Origin of the sequence: Glutamicibacter sp. NPDC087583 (assembly GCF_044743685.1) — a bacterium.
In the GTDB taxonomy this organism is placed as follows: Bacteria; Actinomycetota; Actinomycetes; order Actinomycetales; family Micrococcaceae; genus Glutamicibacter.
In genome coordinates this window covers 18,349-35,273 of sequence record NZ_JBIUWY010000011.1, presented here as the reverse complement: position 1 = coordinate 35,273, position 16,925 = coordinate 18,349, and the positions used below count along the sequence as shown (strand labels likewise).

General features: G+C 62.3%; 19 protein-coding genes and 1 tRNA gene. 8 read left to right on the top strand and 12 right to left on the bottom strand.

Features of this window, described 5'->3' with window-relative positions; translation table 11 throughout:
* Positions 1–48 precede the first annotated feature (48 nt).
* Positions 49–121, top strand: a tRNA-Lys gene (locus ACIOU9_RS17435).
* Positions 122–211: 90 nt separating this feature from the next.
* Here ACIOU9_RS17435 and ACIOU9_RS17430 read toward each other — a convergent pair.
* From ACIOU9_RS17430 to ACIOU9_RS17400, 7 genes are all read right to left on the bottom strand, one after another.
* Positions 212–802: a dienelactone hydrolase family protein gene (locus tag ACIOU9_RS17430; protein WP_402697716.1), complete on the bottom strand. Its 591-nt coding sequence runs from the start codon at positions 800–802 to the stop codon at positions 212–214.
* 18 nt (positions 803–820) lie between these two features.
* Positions 821–1,072, bottom strand: coding sequence for a hypothetical protein (locus ACIOU9_RS17425; protein WP_105658992.1), 252 nt, complete (start codon positions 1,070–1,072; stop codon positions 821–823).
* Positions 1,073–1,144: 72 nt separating this feature from the next.
* Positions 1,145–2,752, bottom strand: coding sequence for an ABC-F family ATP-binding cassette domain-containing protein (locus tag ACIOU9_RS17420; RefSeq protein ID WP_402697715.1), 1,608 nt, complete (start codon positions 2,750–2,752; stop codon positions 1,145–1,147).
* 212 nt (positions 2,753–2,964) lie between these two features.
* Positions 2,965–3,747, bottom strand: coding sequence for a CPBP family intramembrane glutamic endopeptidase (locus tag ACIOU9_RS17415; RefSeq protein ID WP_402697725.1), 783 nt, complete (start codon positions 3,745–3,747; stop codon positions 2,965–2,967).
* A 159-nt stretch (positions 3,748–3,906) separates the two neighbouring features.
* Complete coding sequence (locus ACIOU9_RS17410) at positions 3,907–4,608, bottom strand: demethylmenaquinone methyltransferase (RefSeq protein ID WP_133835047.1); 702 nt, start codon at positions 4,606–4,608, stop codon at positions 3,907–3,909.
* A 58-nt stretch (positions 4,609–4,666) separates the two neighbouring features.
* Positions 4,667–5,638, bottom strand: a complete 972-nt coding sequence (locus ACIOU9_RS17405) for an SRPBCC domain-containing protein (protein ID WP_402697714.1) — start codon at positions 5,636–5,638, stop codon at positions 4,667–4,669.
* Between the two features lie 11 nt (positions 5,639–5,649).
* On the bottom strand, positions 5,650–5,988 hold the full coding sequence (locus ACIOU9_RS17400) for a helix-turn-helix transcriptional regulator (protein ID WP_105658988.1): 339 nt from the start codon (positions 5,986–5,988) through the stop codon (positions 5,650–5,652).
* 503 nt (positions 5,989–6,491) lie between these two features.
* Here ACIOU9_RS17400 and ACIOU9_RS17395 point away from each other — a divergent pair.
* From ACIOU9_RS17395 to ACIOU9_RS17365, 7 genes are all read left to right on the top strand, one after another.
* The gene (locus ACIOU9_RS17395) at positions 6,492–7,091 is read left to right on the top strand and encodes a TetR/AcrR family transcriptional regulator (RefSeq protein WP_105658987.1); all 600 of its coding nucleotides are present in this window, start codon (positions 6,492–6,494) and stop codon (positions 7,089–7,091) included.
* On the top strand, positions 7,091–8,869 hold the full coding sequence (locus ACIOU9_RS17390; RefSeq protein ID WP_402697713.1) for an alpha/beta fold hydrolase: 1,779 nt from the start codon (positions 7,091–7,093) through the stop codon (positions 8,867–8,869). The genes ACIOU9_RS17395 and ACIOU9_RS17390 overlap by 1 nt, the downstream gene beginning before the upstream one ends.
* A 93-nt stretch (positions 8,870–8,962) precedes the next feature.
* A complete protein-coding gene (locus ACIOU9_RS17385) occupies positions 8,963–10,183 on the top strand; it encodes a GAF domain-containing protein (RefSeq protein ID WP_332488511.1) in 1,221 nt (406 codons plus the stop codon).
* Positions 10,184–10,346: 163 nt separating this feature from the next.
* A complete protein-coding gene (adh, locus tag ACIOU9_RS17380) occupies positions 10,347–11,870 on the top strand; it encodes an aldehyde dehydrogenase (protein WP_402697711.1) in 1,524 nt (507 codons plus the stop codon).
* 149 nt (positions 11,871–12,019) lie between these two features.
* On the top strand, positions 12,020–13,051 hold the full coding sequence (adhP, locus tag ACIOU9_RS17375) for an alcohol dehydrogenase AdhP (RefSeq protein ID WP_332488507.1): 1,032 nt from the start codon (positions 12,020–12,022) through the stop codon (positions 13,049–13,051).
* 168 nt (positions 13,052–13,219) lie between these two features.
* The gene (locus tag ACIOU9_RS17370; RefSeq protein WP_013347532.1) at positions 13,220–13,645 is read left to right on the top strand and encodes a DUF779 domain-containing protein; all 426 of its coding nucleotides are present in this window, start codon (positions 13,220–13,222) and stop codon (positions 13,643–13,645) included.
* A 9-nt stretch (positions 13,646–13,654) separates the two neighbouring features.
* A complete protein-coding gene (locus ACIOU9_RS17365) occupies positions 13,655–14,107 on the top strand; it encodes a pyrimidine dimer DNA glycosylase/endonuclease V (RefSeq protein ID WP_105658982.1) in 453 nt (150 codons plus the stop codon).
* 20 nt (positions 14,108–14,127) lie between these two features.
* Here the strand turns inward: ACIOU9_RS17365 and ACIOU9_RS17360 are convergent, their stop codons facing one another.
* The 5 genes from ACIOU9_RS17360 to ACIOU9_RS17340 all read right to left on the bottom strand — a co-directional run bounded on the left by ACIOU9_RS17360 (position 14,128) and on the right by ACIOU9_RS17340 (position 16,924).
* On the bottom strand, positions 14,128–15,111 hold the full coding sequence (locus ACIOU9_RS17360) for a diaminopimelate dehydrogenase (RefSeq protein ID WP_332728308.1): 984 nt from the start codon (positions 15,109–15,111) through the stop codon (positions 14,128–14,130).
* A 114-nt stretch (positions 15,112–15,225) separates the two neighbouring features.
* Positions 15,226–15,384, bottom strand: coding sequence for a hypothetical protein (locus ACIOU9_RS17355; protein ID WP_166650877.1), 159 nt, complete (start codon positions 15,382–15,384; stop codon positions 15,226–15,228).
* Positions 15,385–15,407: 23 nt separating this feature from the next.
* Positions 15,408–15,686, bottom strand: coding sequence for a metal-sensitive transcriptional regulator (locus ACIOU9_RS17350; RefSeq protein WP_105658980.1), 279 nt, complete (start codon positions 15,684–15,686; stop codon positions 15,408–15,410).
* Positions 15,687–15,713: 27 nt separating this feature from the next.
* Positions 15,714–16,058, bottom strand: coding sequence for a thioredoxin (gene trxA / locus ACIOU9_RS17345; RefSeq protein ID WP_105658979.1), 345 nt, complete (start codon positions 16,056–16,058; stop codon positions 15,714–15,716).
* Entirely contained in the window at positions 16,055–16,924 is an 870-nt protein-coding gene (locus ACIOU9_RS17340; protein ID WP_332488496.1) for a sulfite exporter TauE/SafE family protein, read from the bottom strand. Before ACIOU9_RS17340 ends, trxA begins: the two co-directional genes overlap by 4 nt.
* Position 16,925 lies beyond the last annotated feature (1 nt).

Below are 16,925 nucleotides of genomic sequence, written 5' to 3'. Positions count from 1 at the left end.
ATACTCATGCCGGTCCATCAGGTAGTATGGATTTTGGCCTTGTGCCGTGCGCCTTTAGCTCAGCTGGTAGAGCACTGGACTTTTAATCCATTGGTCGCGGGTTCGATCCCCGCAGGGCGCACAAAATGAAACCGGACCCGGCTTGCTAACGCAAGCCGGGTCCGGTTTTTCGATTTATTGTCCGGCATGGAACCAGCGGACTGCCCTCGTGCTAGACGTAGGGCTGAAGGAACTTGACCATGCGTTCCATCACCAACGCGCGAGCTTCTGGATCATGCGAGCGAAGCGAGCTGTCGGTGAACAGGTGCTGATTGCCAGGGTAGGTGAAGAGCTGGGCGATATCGCCGCCCTCTGCTTCAACGAAGCGCTGAGCTGCCTCCAGGTCGCCTTCCTTCGCGAAGAACGGGTCCTGGTCCATGCCATGGATCTGCACCGGGACATTTTCCGGCCACGGCCCGAAGCTCCAGTCGGCGTCCAGATCCACGAAGGATTCGAGCAGGATCGCGGCGATGGCGCCGGGACGTTGCTGCGCGCACTGCTGGGCCAGGGCCGCGCCCCAGGAAGTGCCGATGTAGACCAGCTCTTCGGGCAGTTTGCCAAATAGCTTGTCGACGCGTTCCTGGATCTTGTCCGCGGTCAGCTTGCCTGCCATGCGCATCCCGGCATCGAAATCCTTGGGCAGCTTGCCGGCGTACAGATCCAGTGCGTGCACGGTGTGGCCAGCGGCGCGCAATTCTGCGGCCATCTCCTGCACCCCGGGGGTCAGGCCCTGGACGTGATGGAAAAGAACAATCGTAGCCATGGGTGCTCCTAGCGGTTTCTAGCGTTCGTCGACCAGGTTCTCGATGCGCTGCGGCAAGTGCTCAATGGCCATGTCCCAGCCGGGCATCTGGCTATTGATCTCCACGCTGTACCCCTCGACCAGCATGAATTCTGCGCAGGTGAGGATTTCCTGGCCGGAACCGGTTTCATAGATGAAGGCACGTTTGATGTCCTGCCAGAGCAGGGTTGCGGACTGGTCGATCACGAGGCCGCTCTTGACGACTTCGACGGTGCGCTGGGGGTAGGACATACTCAACTTGCTTTCGGGGTCCTTGGCGGTGTGCTTTGAACAAGTCTAAACCGGCAGCACACCGCCGTGGGGTTAGCAAACTGGATTCGGGTAGGACTTCGCCAAGGTTCCCTGCGCATCCAGCTCCAGCAAATAGTCCAGATCCAGCTGCGACAGGAAATGCTGATCGTGGCTGACTACCAGCAACGCACCCTTATAGGCGCCCAGTGCTTCACTGAGCTGGCGCACGCTGTCCATATCCAGATTATTCGTCGGCTCATCGAGGATGAGCAGCTGCGCAGTTGGTTCTGCCAGCAGCAGCGTCGCCAGATAGACCCGGAAACGCTCGCCGCCGGAAAGCACCGCCAATGGCCGGTCGGCGCTGTCACCGCGCAGCAGCAACCGGGCAAGCATCTTGCGCACGTCGTTCGCGGTTGCTTGTGGCGCCACCGATGTCACGTTCTGCATGGCGCTCAGTTCCCCATCCAGGCCGTCCAGGCGCTGGGGCAGATACCCAACCCGGTCCAGGAAGAGCTGTCCGCCCAGTCCGGGGCCGGGAGCTTCGCCCGCGAGCATCTGCTGGAGCAGCGTGGTTTTCCCGGAACCGTTGGGGCCGACAAGGCCCACGCGTTCGGGTCCCTGGATGATGAACTGGTGATCCGCTGGACCCAGCGCCGCGACCTGCTTGCCCGAGGGCAGCCGCGGATCGGGCAACTCGATGTTGATGTGCTCTGCCTGCCGAACCCGCTGATCGGCATCATCGAGCCGGGCCTGTGCCGAATCGACCTTGCCATCCAGGTTGGAACGCATCTTCCCGGCGTTTGCCTCGGATTTCTGGCGAAGGTGGTTGGCCAGGATCTTCGGCATGCCTCCGGAAAGCTGGGTGGCCCGCCCCTTGCGTTTGGCACGCGCCAATTTCGTTTCGGCTTCTACCCGTTGGCGCTTTTCCACTTTCAGGGACGCCTGGGCGGTTCTGGCTGCCTGCTCGGCTGCCTGCTGTTCGGTTTCGAGCTGCTCCCGGTAAGCGCTGTAGGGCCCTCCGAAAACGCTGAGCTTCCCGTCGTAAAGCTCCACCGTATGCTCCATGAGCTCGAGCAGCTCGATATCGTGGCTGACCACGACCAGCGTGCCCTTCCAGGCGCGTACAAGGTCGTAGAGCAGTTCACGGGTGGGGCGATCGAGGTTATTCGTCGGCTCGTCGAGCAACGTGATGGGTGAATCGGCGATGCGCAAGCCGATCACTGCCAGCAGCATTGCTTCCCCGCCCGATAGCGTGGCTACCTTGCGGCCCAGATCCAGCCCGTCGAAGCCCAGCGGCGCCAGTTCAGCTCGAACCCGGGCTTCCACATCCCAGTTCGCGCCCACCGCATCGAAATCCGCTGGGTCGACACTGCCGGACTCGATAGCTTCCAAGGCCGCCAGGACCCGATGAACCCCCAGCAGCTGGGCGACGGTTGCGTCCTGTTCCAAAGCCAGCGTTTGCGGAAGGTAGCTCAGCGGCGCGCTCGTTTCTGCCGTTCCGCTGGTTGGGTGCAGCTGCCCGGCGATCAGCTTGAGCAGCGTCGATTTGCCGCTCCCGTTGGCGCCGATCAACCCGGTCCGTCCGGATGGAAACGTACCGTCCAGATTGGCCAGGGCGCGTTCTCCCGAGGGCCAGGCGAAGCTGAGGTTATTCAGGGTAATTGGTGGTGTCAAAGACATGCAGGTTCCTCCCGCAATTGCGAAGGGGCTGCCGGCTTGGGGGATCGCAGAATTGGCTCAACCCCGCAGGGGAGCCGGAAAGGAAAAGGATACCGAAGCCGGTAGCCGAAATGAACAAGATGCACCGGTCGGAATCGGTGCGGGGTCATTGGCTGGCTCAGTAGGTATCCATGCCAACGAGTGTAGCAGGGAGGAATTCAGGTGTTAACCCCTCAGTACAAGAAGACCGGGAGCCATTCCCGGTTGTGCGCGTGGACCAGCGCGAGGAACAGGACAAGGTCGAAGATCAGGTGCACGCTAACTACGTAGGACAGGGACTTCGTCAGCTTGAAGGTATACCCCTGCAGCAGGGCGAAGGGGAAGGTCAGTAATGGCCCCCAGGATTGGTAGCCGATCTCCCACAGGAATGACGAGAAGATCACCGCTTGCAGGATGTTGGCCTGCCAGTCCGGGAAGTGCTGGCGCAGCAATGAGAATGCCGTGCAGATGAAGAACAGCTCGTCCCAGATGCCCACCGCATTAACTCCGAGGAAGAGCCGCCAGAAGATGGCTGGGTCCGAGGCGTCCGGCCAGTTCTGGTAGACACCGGTGCTGATCAGGTACACCGGGAGGATGAAGAAGCCCAGGGCCACCACCCCCAGCAAGTACAGCTTCGCCGCCAGCGGCCACTTGCGGCCGGTATTCACCGGGAACTTGATGATCTGCTCGCGCAAGGCGAAGCGCGAGATCAGCCAGGGTAGCAGGGCTGCGGCGGCCAGCGCTGCGCCCATCAGCGCCATGTGGCCCAGGTCCAGATCGGCGTTGAGCGGAACCAGGCTGATGATCACCAGCCCTGCAGCGATCAATGCCAGATGCCGAGCGAGCCTGCGCTGGATGACCGCTGCGCACAGCAGGCTCAGGGCCAGCAGGCCGTAGCCCACCGGGTCGTTGCCGGCGCCGAAGAGCAGCACTGCGGACCCCGAGAGCAAGGAGGCAGGCAGCAGCTTCCAGCTCATAGCGGAGCGGTGCGATTCGGTAGGGGTCTGGCTCACGGACACCAGCATGCCAGCTGGGCGGGCAGAAAAACACCGTCCGGTTTCGCGGATCAGGCGCTTAAAGGATTTTGGCCCGCCTCCACCAGTGGATGCGGGCCAAAAGAGAACTCTGGGGAAGCGCTACTTCCAGGCGCGGTGGACGGCGACGATGCCACCGGTCAGGTTGCGGTATTCCACGTTCTTCCAGCCAACGTTGACGAACTTGGCACCCAGCTCGTCCTGGTCTGGCCAAGCCGCAATGGATTCAGCCAAGTAGGCGTAGGCGGTCGGGTTAGGGGAAACCAGGTAGCCCAGCGCGGGAATGGCGCGCGGCAGGAACTGCTTGTAGGCCACCTTGATCGGGGCGACCGTCGGGGTGGAGAACTCGGCGACGACGATGCGTCCGCCGGGCTTTATCACGCGGCGCATTTCGGACAGGGCCTTCTCGGTGTCTGCGATATTGCGCAGCCCGTAGGAGATGGTCACTGCATCGAAGGTGTTGTCCTCGAATGGCAGGTCGGTTCCGTCTCCGTAGACGAAGTTCAGCTGCGGGTAGCGCTTGCGCCCCTCATCCAGCATGCCGTGGGACATGTCGCAGGCGGTGACGTCAGCGCCGGCTTCCGCGAGCGGGACCGAGGAGGTGCCGGTGCCTGCGGCGAGGTCGAGAATGCGCTCGCCGGGCTTTGGCGCGATCGCTTCGGTGGTGATCTTGCGCCAGTAGTTCACGATGCCGCCGGTCATCAAGGTATTGAGCAAGTCGTAGCGAGGAGCCAGCTTGTCAAACATTTCCTGAACCTGATCGGCCTTCTTATCCAGGCCTGCGCGCGCATTCTGAGAACTCATGGGTCTAAGTCTTTCATATTTGCGCGCGCGAAGGCGCCGGATGTGGGGCGAATCGCCCTTAGAGAATCGATTCGAGCCGGGCGTAGCTGGCCTCCATTCCGTCGGTCATTCCGGTGGAGAGCACCATGTCGCGGGTTTGCGCGTCTGGGTAGGTGATCAGGATCGTCAGCAGGGTGCCGCCCTGGTTCGATGTCAGCGTTAATTCATTCACCGTGGCCGGGTACTCGGTGCCGATCATTTGCTCCGTGGTCCGTTCATAGGACTGGGGCAACGTTTCAAGCACGGTTCCGGTGAAGCCGAAGCCGGACCCGGCATCGGCAGATAGCGGTTCCCACCAGTATCGGTAGGTCTCGCCGACCTCTTGCGCCGTCACGCATTCAGCCAACTGCCATCCGTCGGGGCCGAGCATCCAACGTTTCATGAGCTGCTCGTCATGGTGAGCCTGCCAGACTTGCGCGACTGACCCGCGCACCAAGCGGGTAATGCGCACCTGGGTGTCCGACAGGATCTGTGCATCGGTGAGGAAATTTTCAGCGTAATTGCGCAGGTCGATGAGGACTTGCTCGATCTGGCTCATGGCCGAACGGGTGCCATCGATCATGCCCATGGAGACGACTTGTTCCAGCTCCTCAACGGAATCGAAAACTGCTGTAATCGTCAGTTTTGATCCTTCAGGCGTCGGGTCGAAGGAGAAAACCATGCGGTTGAGGGGCAGGTCGGGGTTCGGAGTGCCGTCGGCGTGCGCAAAGCCGTCGCTGACCTCAAAGAATTTGTGCTCGACGACTTCATTCCAGATCCAGTAACCGTGGAATTCTTCGCCTTCGGGAGAAGTCATGTGGTAGTTCGAGCGGCCACCAGGGGTGGCATCGTGCCGGGTGAAAGTTGCCGGGTATTCCACCGGCCCCCAGAATTTTTCAAGTTGCCGGGCGTCCAGGTAAGCATCCCACAGGCGGGAAACCTTGACCGGAAATTCTGCGTGGACAGTCAGTGAGAGTGCTTCGGAATCTTTGACAACGGATGTGACAGGCATGGGAATGCTCCTTATTTGTCCCCATCGGCGAGGAAATCATCGAGCCGGCTGATGCGTTGGCGCCAGATGTCTTCGAGGGAAGAGAGTAGCTCTTGCGCGTGCCGGATGGTATCCGGCTGCCCGCGAACTATGCGTTCGCGACCACGTGCGATTTTTGTGACCAGACCAGCGGATTCCAATGCCGCGACGTGCTTCTGAACTGCCGCAAAAGACATGTCATAGCTTGCAGCAATTTCCGAAACGCTCACCTCGGCGTTTAGCGTCCGCCGCACGATGTCTCGTCGTGTGGCATCTGCCAAGGCGCGGAAGACCTTGTTTGCCTGTTCTTCGCTCAACTCATATACAACCATTTGGTTGTATGTTACGCCCGGAATGGGCTGGAAGTAAAGAGGTGGATCAAAACTTTTGGAGGGTAGTGTACTTATCCCCTATACAATCGACATTGTATAGGTGATATGTCACCTGCGAATTTTAGCCTTGGGATTGCGCGCCGCGGGGCCGCCCCCATGCCACTCGCGAGCAGCCGTTCCCATGTCGGGAACAGGGTGCTGATGCGCATCGTGCGCGGATTTCCGATTTGCCGAACCCGAGGCGGTGGCCGATGCGATCGCATCCCTTGCCTCGGCGAGGCGTCGGGCATGAGCGGAGCGAATTCCCCAGTGCGCCCTGAGGCGACTGCTTGCGCAAAGCCTGGACGGGGCAAGCATCATCCATGGCTCCGGTGATCATGATTCAGCGCTTCTGCAGCGTCGCGCCCAGGATTGCTTGGGCGCGCGTGGCAAGTGGATGCGCTGCCCGGGGCGTTCGCGAGGCCGGATTGTAAAAATATATAGACTGGTCTATTTTTAATTGTATGACTTCCAAAGGAGACCTCACCAAGGCACGGCTCGCAGAGTCCATGCTTGAACTCATCCAGACCAGCGGATACAGCGGCACCGGCCTCAATGCAGTGATCGAGCACGCTGCAGCACCAAAGGGGTCGGTCTATTTCCACTTCCCCGATGGGAAAGAGGGGCTGGGCGTGGCCGCAGTAGAACTGGCCGCCAAGCAATTCGAGACCATGATTATCCAGGTCGCCCAGAGCGCAGGAGGTGCTGCCGAAGCCGCCAAGCTTGCTATCCAAGCGTTGGCCGCCATCATCAGCGATAGCGGCTTCCGCTTAGGCTGCCCCGTGTCAGTGGTGACCTTGGAAATGGGAGACTCAAGTGAACGCCTGCGGCAAGCCTGCGCCACCGCATTCGAGTCATGGATCACTCCGACCACTGCCCTGCTCGAAGCCGATGGCGTGGGCAATGCCCAAGCGAAGTCCCTGGCAACTGTTATCGTCTCGACCATCGAAGGGGCCGCCATCGTTTCCCGGGCGATGAAAAGCACCCGGCCGCTTCTCGCCGCCGCCGACGCGGTAGCCGACCTCATTGGCCTGCGCCAACAGGGCGAAGGGGACCAGAATTGATGCACGGAGCCAACCTTCGCCATGCGCTGGTTTTCGGGGCATCGGGACTAATCGGCAGGCATCTGATCCTTGCTCTCCTCGACGCCCGAACGCAGGTAACCGCAGCTGTCCGGAATGCTGAATCCGCAGCGAAGGTCAAGAATTGGCTGAGCCAGCACGGACTGGAACAAGAGATCAATACCGCGATCGTCGACTTCGACGCCCCCGAAATCCTGGCTGGCGGACCTGCGGCCTTCACCAGCGTCACCGAAATTCACAATTGCGCCGGCACCTACCGATTCGGCATGAGCCCGCAGGAAGCCCGCAGCGCTAATGTTGGCATCGTCGAGAAGCTGGTGGATTTTGCTGCAGCGCTGCCAGAGCTGCAGCGCATTGTGCATATTTCCGGCTACCGAGTCGGCGGGCAGGATCCCTCGAAGGTTCCGTGGCCGCAGGACTACCGCGATCATCTCTACCGGAAACTAGGCGCATACGAAGCCTCGAAAGTGGAGTCCGACGCGGTCTTCCAAGCCCTCGGCAAAGAACACGGAATCCCTTGGACCATCGTCAATCCGGCCAGCGTCATCGGCCACAGCATTACCGGGGAATCCGACCAGCACATCGGGCTGGCCGGCACCATTGAGCAGCTCTGGGAAGGGAAAACCGCAGCTCTTCCCGCAGGTGACTCGACTTTCTTACCGGTGCTCACGGTCGACTATATGGCTGCGTTCATGGCGGCCGTGGCCATTGCGCCGGAGGCGATAGGCAAATCCTACTGGCTGCTGGATGACGCCACTGCGCCACTGGGGCGCTTGCTGGCCGAAACTGGCCGGCATCTTGGCGCGAAAGTCCCCAAGCTGCGCTTGCCCGTGGGACTAATCAAGGCTCTTCCTTCGTGGATCACCAAAGCCGATCCGGAAACGCTCCACTTCATGTCCGCGGACCGCTATCCGACCGGGCCCGCGATCGAATTCGCCAACCGGCACGGAATCCAGATGCCTGACGTTGGTTCCTCTCTGGAGCGCTGGGCCGACTATCTGGCCGCCCACCGATTCGGGGCCGCGGCATCTGGGGCACGCCGCTATGTAGATGTCGGGGGAGTGAGAACTTTTGAGCTGGGCGACCGCGAGGAACGCCGGTTGATCTTCCCTGGCCTTCCGGTAAATGCCGATACCTGGGCCACAGTAGCTCAGGGCATTGGCGGACGGGCCGTTGACCTGCCAGGGCTTGGGCTCAGCGGCGGACGGGGCGTCCCGGATTGGGACCGGTGGCTTCCCGCTCTCCTGGCAGGCGGCCCGGTGGATCTGATCGGGCACTCCATCGGGGCAGCCGCCGCCACGCTCGCCGCGGGTCGACTGCCGGGCAAGGTCCGCTCGCTGACCTTGGTTGCGCCGTTTTTCTTGCAAGGGCCCGCAGGGAAGGCGCCAAGGTTCCAGCCGCTGGTCCGCGGCTATTTGCGCCATGCGACCGCGGAGCAACTCTCACGTCAATTGACCGGCAACGAGGCGAGCTCAACTGCCTTGGTCTCCAGCGTCAGCGATCTGAAGCGAAGTACCGCCGCCGCGGTAGCTGGCCATCTCGCCCTGGCGAGTTCCAAGCAGTGGCGCCGGCAGTTGCGGGAGATGCTCGATCGCTATGACGGTCCGCTCCGAATTATCTGGGGAGCCGAAGACCCATTGGACCCCGCCGCAATCCGGCAGCTGGAGTCCCGGCCCGAGGCTGGACTGCACTCCATTCCCTCCGCGGGGCACCACCCGCAGCTGACCCACGAGGATGCCCTGATTGAACTGTTGAAGTAGGGGTTGGAGCACGCCTCTTCTCAAGCATCCCCTCTTCGCCTAGTCTGGTTGGAACTGCACAGAACCATCTTTCCGACGGGGTGAAGGGGGAGCGTGAGCACATCTGCCATCGACTGGTCCAACGCAACTCGCCGCGCACAAAAAGCCCGCGAGCTGCTCTCCTCGCAGGAAACCGGACTGGGCGACCTCCCATTGCGCAATGACGTGCGCGAATCCTGGAAACGGTCGCTGGCCCAAACAGGCTCGGTTCAAGAACCGCCGGTTCTGAGCAACGACCGGTTGCGCCTTGCCCGCGAGCGCAGCGAGCTCCAGCGGATTTGGCCTGTTTTCGAAAAGCTCCTTGTTCCCGCCGCAACCGACGCCAATCTCTTGGTCGCCCTTGCGGATGCCGGCGGAACCTTGTTGTGGGTTGCGGGAAGCACCAGTTCGATGAGCCAAGCCGAGCACGTGGGCTTCATGGCAGGTGCCGACTGGGCAGAAAAGAGTGTTGGCACATCCGCGCCGGGAATGGCGCTGGCAACCGGGGCCGGTTCGCAGGTCTCGGGGGCTGAGCATCTCTATGAGCAAGCCCAGCAGTACAGCTGCTCGGCGGTACCGATCCGCGATCCGCGCACTGGTCAGGTAATTGGCGCAATCGACCTGACCGGTGGCCCGGAAGCCGTTGCCACGCACTCCTTGCCGCTGCTGCAAGCGGCGGTCATGGCTGCGGAAACGCAGCTGCTCTTGCCGGGTGTCGGAGTCGTGGCCGATCCCGACTACCTGGACTTGGGGCGCTCTGATGGGGCCCATCTGGGATCAGTGCCGATTTCCCTTCGCCATGCAGAAATATTGACCCTTCTGGCGCACTACCGGGAAGGCCTGAGCACTGCCCAGCTGGTGGAAGAGCTGTTCGAGCGTCCCGATTCCGCGGCCGAGGGCACGGTCCGCGCCGAAATCGTCAGGCTGCGCAAGGTACTCGCGGGCCCAGGCGGGCGTGCCTTGACTTCACGCCCGTACCGCCTTCAGTGGGACCTGCATACGACCCTTGGCCGCCTATGGCGTGCACTGGAGCAGGGCGATCTCGATTCCGCCCTGCCGCTGTACTCCCCGGGCCTGCTGGCCCGCTCCCAGGCGCCAGGCATCGTCTCGCTGCTGTACCGGACCGAGGCCGCGCTGCGTGAAATGGTGCTGGATCGAGGAACTGCGCATCAGCTGCTGAACCTGGGCCGCCAGTTGGCTGACCCTGGCCTCTTGCGAGCTGCCTTGCGCGAATTGCCTGCGCAATCGCCAGCGCGCTCACTTGTCGTCGCCGAGGTCCAGGCCCTCGAGAACTAGGTTCCTTGCCATTGCCGTTCCTCCCGCCAGGCACGAACATGCCATTGCGGTCATCTGGGACCCGTTGCAACCTGCCTGCAACCTTTATGTGACTAGAGTCACAAGCATGGTTCCGCGATGATGCCGTCGCGGCCAGGACATCCGATTAAGGAGACGTGGAGCAATGGCGGTTTACGCAAACCCGAATACCGATGGAGCACTGGTCAATTTCAAGCCGCGCTACGAGAACTACATCGGCGGTGAATGGGTAGCCCCGGTCAAGGGCATGTACTTCGAGAACATCACCCCGGTCACCGGCAAGGTCTTCTGCGAGGTGGCCCGTTCCACCGCAGAGGACGTCGAAGTAGCACTGGACGCGGCGCATGCGGCGGCTGGCGCCTGGGGCAAGACCAGCCCGGCCGAACGCGCAGTCATCCTGAACAAGATCGCGGACCGCATCGAGGAAAACCTTGAAATGCTCTCCGTGGCCGAGACCTGGGATAACGGCAAGGCGATCCGCGAGTGCCTGAATGCCGACCTGCCGCTGGCAGTTGACCACTTCCGCTACTTCGCCGGCGCCATCCGCGCCCAGGAAGGCAGCCTCTCCCAGCTCGACGAGGACACCACCGCGTACCACTATCACGAGCCGCTGGGCGTGGTCGGGCAGATCATCCCGTGGAACTTCCCGCTGCTCATGGCCGTGTGGAAGCTCGCCCCGGCCCTGGCTGCCGGCAATGCGATCGTGCTCAAGCCCGCCGAGCAGACCCCGGTCTCCATCCTGGTTCTCATGGAACTGATCGGCGACCTGTTGCCGGCAGGCGTGCTGAACGTGGTCAACGGCTTCGGCGTGGAAGCGGGCAAGCCGCTGGCCTCCAACAAGCGCATCCGCAAGATCGCCTTCACCGGCGAAACCACTACCGGCCGGCTGATCATGCAGTACGCGTCGGAAAACCTGATCCCGGTCACCCTGGAACTGGGCGGCAAGTCCCCGAACATCTTCTTCGAGGACATCGCTGCCAAGGATGACGCCTTCTACGACAAGGCGCAGGAAGGATTCACGCTGTTCGCGCTGAACCAGGGTGAAGTCTGCACCTGCCCATCGCGTGCGCTGATCCAGGAAAGCATCTATGACCGCTTCATGGGCGATGTGGTGGCCCGCACCAAGGCCATCAAGCAGGGACACCCGCTGGATACCGACACCATGATGGGTGCCCAGGCATCCAACGACCAGCTGGAGAAGATCCTCTCCTACATGGACATCGGCAAGTCCGAGGGCGCCAAGGTGCTGCTCGGCGGGGGACGGGCGGATCTGGGCGGAGAGCTCTCCGGCGGCTACTACGTGCAGCCGACCATCTTCGAGGGCACCAACGACATGCGCATCTTCCAGGAGGAGATCTTCGGGCCGGTGGTAGCGGTGACCAAGTTCAAGGACTACGACGACGCGATCTCCATCGCCAACGACACCCTGTACGGGTTGGGTTCGGGGGTGTGGAGCCGCAATGGCAACGTGGCCTATCGTGCCGGCCGCGCCATCCAGGCCGGACGCGTTTGGGTCAACCAGTACCACGCCTACCCGGCGCACTCGGCCTTCGGCGGATACAAGTCCTCGGGTATCGGCCGCGAGAACCACCTGATGATGCTGGACCACTACCAGCAGACCAAGAACCTGCTGGTTTCCTACTCGGAAGACAAGCTGGGCTTCTTCTAGGAGCAGTAGCTGCCACGAGCAGCATGAGATGACAACAGACCTCGAAGGTACGGGGCCAGCCGGGACAGCGTCCGGGGATCGATTGGCCTCATCCCCCGAACACCAGCCGGCACCCCGCACCTTCGAATGCCATGCAAAGGACAAAGTACATGAGCAAGATGAAAGCTGCAATAGTCGAGGGCTTCGGCGAAGAGTTCCAGGTGAAGGACGCCGCGATCCCCGAGCCCGGCCCCGGCCAGGTGCTGGTGAAGCTGATCGCCTCGGGCGTCTGCCACACCGACCTGCACGCCGCCGAGGGCGATTGGCCGGTCAAGCCGAAGCTTCCGCTGATTCCCGGGCATGAAGGCGTGGGCATCGTGGAAAAGCTCGGCGAAGGAGTCACCGAGGTCGCGCTCGGGGACATGATCGGCAACGCGTGGCTGGCTAGCGCCTGCGGGCACTGCCAGTACTGCCGCACCGGCTGGGAGACGCTGTGCGAAGCCCAGTCCAATGGCGGGTACTCCGTGGACGGTTCCTTCGGCCAGTACATGCTGGTGGATTCCCGCTATGCCGCGCACATCCCGGAGGGCTCGGATCCCCATGAAATCGCGCCGGTGCTGTGCGCGGGAGTGACTGTCTACAAGGGCCTGAAGATGACTGAGGTCAAGCCCGGCCAGTGGGTGGCTATTTCGGGTATCGGCGGACTGGGCCATATCGCGGTGCAGTACGCGGTGGCCATGGGCATGCGGGTGATCGCCATTGACGTGGCCGATGACAAGCTGGCGCTGGCCTCGAAGCATGGAGCGGAAATCACCGTCAATGCCTTCGCCCAGGACCCGGCCGAGATCATCCAGCAGAAGGTTGGCGGAACGCACGGCGTGCTGGTTACGGCGGTGCATCCAAAGGCGTTCGGGCAAGCGATCGGCATGACCCGGCGCGGCGGAACGATCGTGTTCAACGGGCTGCCCGCCGGTGATTTCCCCGCACCCATTTTCGACATCGTGCTCAAGGGCCTGACCATCCGCGGATCGATCGTGGGAACACGGCAGGACATGATCGAGGCGCTGGAATTCTATGCGGCAGGGAAGATCAAGCCGACCTTCCATACCCGCCCGCTGGAAGACATCAACGCCGTATTCGACGAAATGCGCCATGGCAAGATCGATGGGCGCGTTGTCATCGACTACGCCGGCAGGGCGTAGCCGGATCCGCAACGGTTGATGGCACGGTACCGGATGCGGCTTTTCGAAGCGGCATCCGGTACCGGTGCCCTGGCCGCCCTGGCCGAGCGATGGACGGTGCGGCCCAAAAAGAGGACACTGGCCACAACGAGATAAATCCGGACGTGGACAACGAGGCAGGAGCAGGACATGAGCACCGTAACCGAAACACGCGCCGCAATCGAGGGCGAAGAGTTCTCGCGGGTGGCCTTCACCTCCGAAGCCCTGGACCTGCTGCGCAAGCTGTGGGGGATCCATGGCCCGCTGATGTTCCACCAGTCCGGAGGATGCTGCGACGGGTCCTCGCCGATGTGCTATCCGGCCGGCGAGTTCCGCACCGGGGGATCGGACATCCGGCTCGGCGTGCTTTCCCTGGACGGCGCTGATGGCACCGCCCTGGGCGACATTGATTTCTGGATGTCCAAGGAGCAATTCGAATACTGGAAGCACACCAAGCTCACCGTTGACGTGGTCAACGGGCGGGGATCCGGTTTCTCCGTCGAAGCCCCGGAGGGCAAGCGCTTCTTGATTCGCAGCGAGATCATCGAGTTCCCGGCTGGCCCGAACCCCGACTAGGCTTGGCCCATGCGACTGTGGTCCCTGCACCCCTCATTGCTCGACGCCAAAGGGCTGGTTGCCTGTTGGCGTGAAACACTGCTGGCCCAGAAGGTGCTCGCCGGCCAGACCAAGGGCTATACAGGGCACCCGCAGCTTCTCCGGTTCAAGGCGCAGCCCGCCCCGCTGGTGCATATGGGCGGCTATCTGCAGGGCTTGTGGGACGAAGCGGCTGTCCGGGGCTATCGCTTCGACGCCGCGAAGATCCTGCATCCGGCAGCCGCCGCGCAGCTGGAAAAGATCCCGGTCACCCAGGGGCAGGTGCACTTCGAGCGCGAGCACCTGCTGCGCAAGCTCTCCGTCCGGGATCCCGCGCGCATCGCCCGCTTGGAACCGGCAGGGCAGGTGGCCCTGCATCCGCTGTTCGTGCAGGTCCCGGGGCCAGTGGAGGCCTGGGAGAAGGATGCGCTCGCCAGCGGGTGAGCTGCTGGCCCGGCAAAATCCTAGAGCAGCTCCGCGCGCAACTGTGCGGGGGATTTGGGCGAGAGCAGCCCCGGGGCCACATCGTAAACGGTCTGCGCACCGGTGATGCCGCGCTGGTTCATCCGGAAGGCGGCCCGGGCGTAAGCCACCAGCACGCTGGAAGTGAATTCCGGGTTGGAGCCAAGGGCCAGCGAATACTCGATGACCTGCTTCTGCTCGTCGCTGGTATTGCCCGAACGGATCACGAACCCGCCATGCGGCATACTCGAATGCTCGGCGGCCAAGGTCTGCTCGTCGATGAACTGCACCGTGGTGTCGTACTGGTCGAAGTAGTACTCCATGGTCACGATGGCTTCGCGCACCGACTCCGGATCGGCACCGTCTTCGAGCACGACAAAGCATTCGCGCTGGTGCTTCTCGCGGGTGCTCAAGGAAGGGCGCTCGCCGGCCCGGACCCGGTCGATAGCCTCCTGGCTCGGGATGGTGTACTGCACGCCGGCGGCGACGCCCGGGACGCGGCGGATCGCATCCGAATGCCCCTGGCTCAGCCCGCGGCCCCAGAAGGTGTAGGTTTCGCCGTCAGGCAGCAAGGCCTCCCCGAAGACCCGGTTGATCGAGAACATGCCCGGATCCCAGCCCACGGAGAGCAGCGCGGTCTTGCCAGCTGCCTTCGCCGGGCCGTCGATGGACGCGTAGTACTCGGGGATGCGGGCGTGGGTATCGAAGCTGTCCACGGTGTTGAACAGCGCCGCGAACTTCGGGCCCTGCTGCGGCAAGTCCGATTTCGAGCCGCCGCAAAGGATCAATACGTCGATCTGCGCGGCGTGCTTTTCCAGCTCATCGATGCCGAACCGCGGTGCCGGCTGAGCCAGCTGGAGGGCCTGCGGATCACGGCGGGTGTAGACGCCCACCAGCTCCATATCCGGATTCTTGGCGATCGCGGCTTGGACGCCGCGTCCCAGATTCCCATAGCCAGCAATACCGATGCGGATCTTTGAAGTCATGCCTGCCGTTTCCTTGGGGGAGTGAAGTTTGCTCAGCCGCGGATGGGCTAAATACTTCGGATTATGCCAACGAATCCCGGGGCAGTGAAACCCTTGACCCTCTATGACCCCGGCTTAGCCGAACAGGCGCTTGAAGAAGCCCTTCTTCGGTTCGGCTTCGTGGCCCTGGCAGCGGTCCTTATTGGGGACATTGCGCATAGTTGCTTCAACGTGCTGGCCGCAGCCAGCCCACGTGGTCTTCTGGCAGATCTTGCATTGAACCTGGCGGCACATAATTTTTTCCTTTTCGTCAGTAATCAGGACAGGGAGAGGAAGAGCTTTTCGAGTTCTTCGACGCTCAGGCCGTCTTCTTCCTCGGAAGCCTTCTCGGGATCGGCGATGCAGTACTGCATCGCGGTGGAGACAATGGCGAATCCGGCGCGGTCCAACGCGGTGGAGACGGCGGCCAGCTGAGTGACTACCTCTTTGCACGAACCATCGGTTTCCACGGCGTTGATCACCGCATCAAGCTGGCCTCGGGCACGCTTAAGGCGGTTGAGGATCCGCTTGCGGGTCGCTTCGTCAGCAGTACGCATCAATTTCTCCTTGGTACGGGTAGCGGGTTAGTCGTCTTCTGCAATTTCGGCATCCAGGTGTTTGAGTTGGACGAGCAACTGCTCCATAGCGCCAGAGCTCAACGCTCCGGGTTTTGAATGTACAAGTATCCCATCCTTGAACGCCATGAGCGTCGGTATGGATGCAATCCGGGCTGCCTGCGCCAAATCCGGCTGGGTTTCGGTATTCACCTTGGCGAAGGCGATTTCAGGATGCGCCGCGGATGCTTCGTCGAAAATCGGGGCAAAGCCGCGGCAAGGACCGCACCAAGGCGCCCAGAAATCCACGAGCACCAGCCGGTTCCTTGCGATGAACCCAGCGAAGTTCGAAGCTGACAATTCAAGCGGCTTCATCGGGTTTCTCCTTTCAGAACGAGCGGGCAGCGCGCCCCCATCGCCGGAATTTTGTTGCACAGCAGCACCAATGCGCCCGCGAGGGCTGCAACCGCAACTACGACCAGCCCGCCGGGAGCCGGCAGTTCCTGGCTGAGCACGAACACGCCCATGGCCAAGACGAAGTAGCCAAAACCCTTGCGCAAAGCGCGTTCGTCGATCCTGCGCGAAAGCCGTGCGCCGATCAACGAACCGAGGATCGCGGTGGTCGCCAGCCCTGCGGCCAGCGGCCAATCCAGTGCAACTGAATTCAACTGCCCGGCCAGGCCAGTGATCGAATTCAGGGTGATCACCAGCAGGGAGGTGCCCACCGCCTGTTGCATGGACAGCCCGGCCAGCAAAGCCAGTGCAGGGACGAGCAGGAAACCGCCTCCGGCACCGACCAGGCCGGTGACCATGCCAATGCCCAAGCCGACCGGGGCGGACAGCCACAACGACTGTGTTGCGCTGCCAGTGTTTTTCCGTCCGCGGATCATCCCGCGGGCACTGGCCAGCATGATGATCGCGAAACCGAGCATCAGCAGCTGGGCAGGGATCCCGCTGGCCAGCAGCCCGCCGCCAAAGGCGCCAAGCATGCTGGTGGCCGCGAAGACCATCCCCTGTTTCCAACGCACATTGGCCTTGCGGGCATGCGGGATCAGGCTCGTTGCCGAGGTCGCACCGACCACCAGCAGGGAGGTGGCGATCGCTTCCTTGGCGGGCAACCCGGCTACATAGCTGAGCAGGGGAACCATCAGGATTGAACCGCCGCCGCCGAACAGTCCCAGGGACAGCCCGACGATGCTCGCTAGTGCAAGGGCCAGAACCAGCAGCGGTCCGAACTCCATG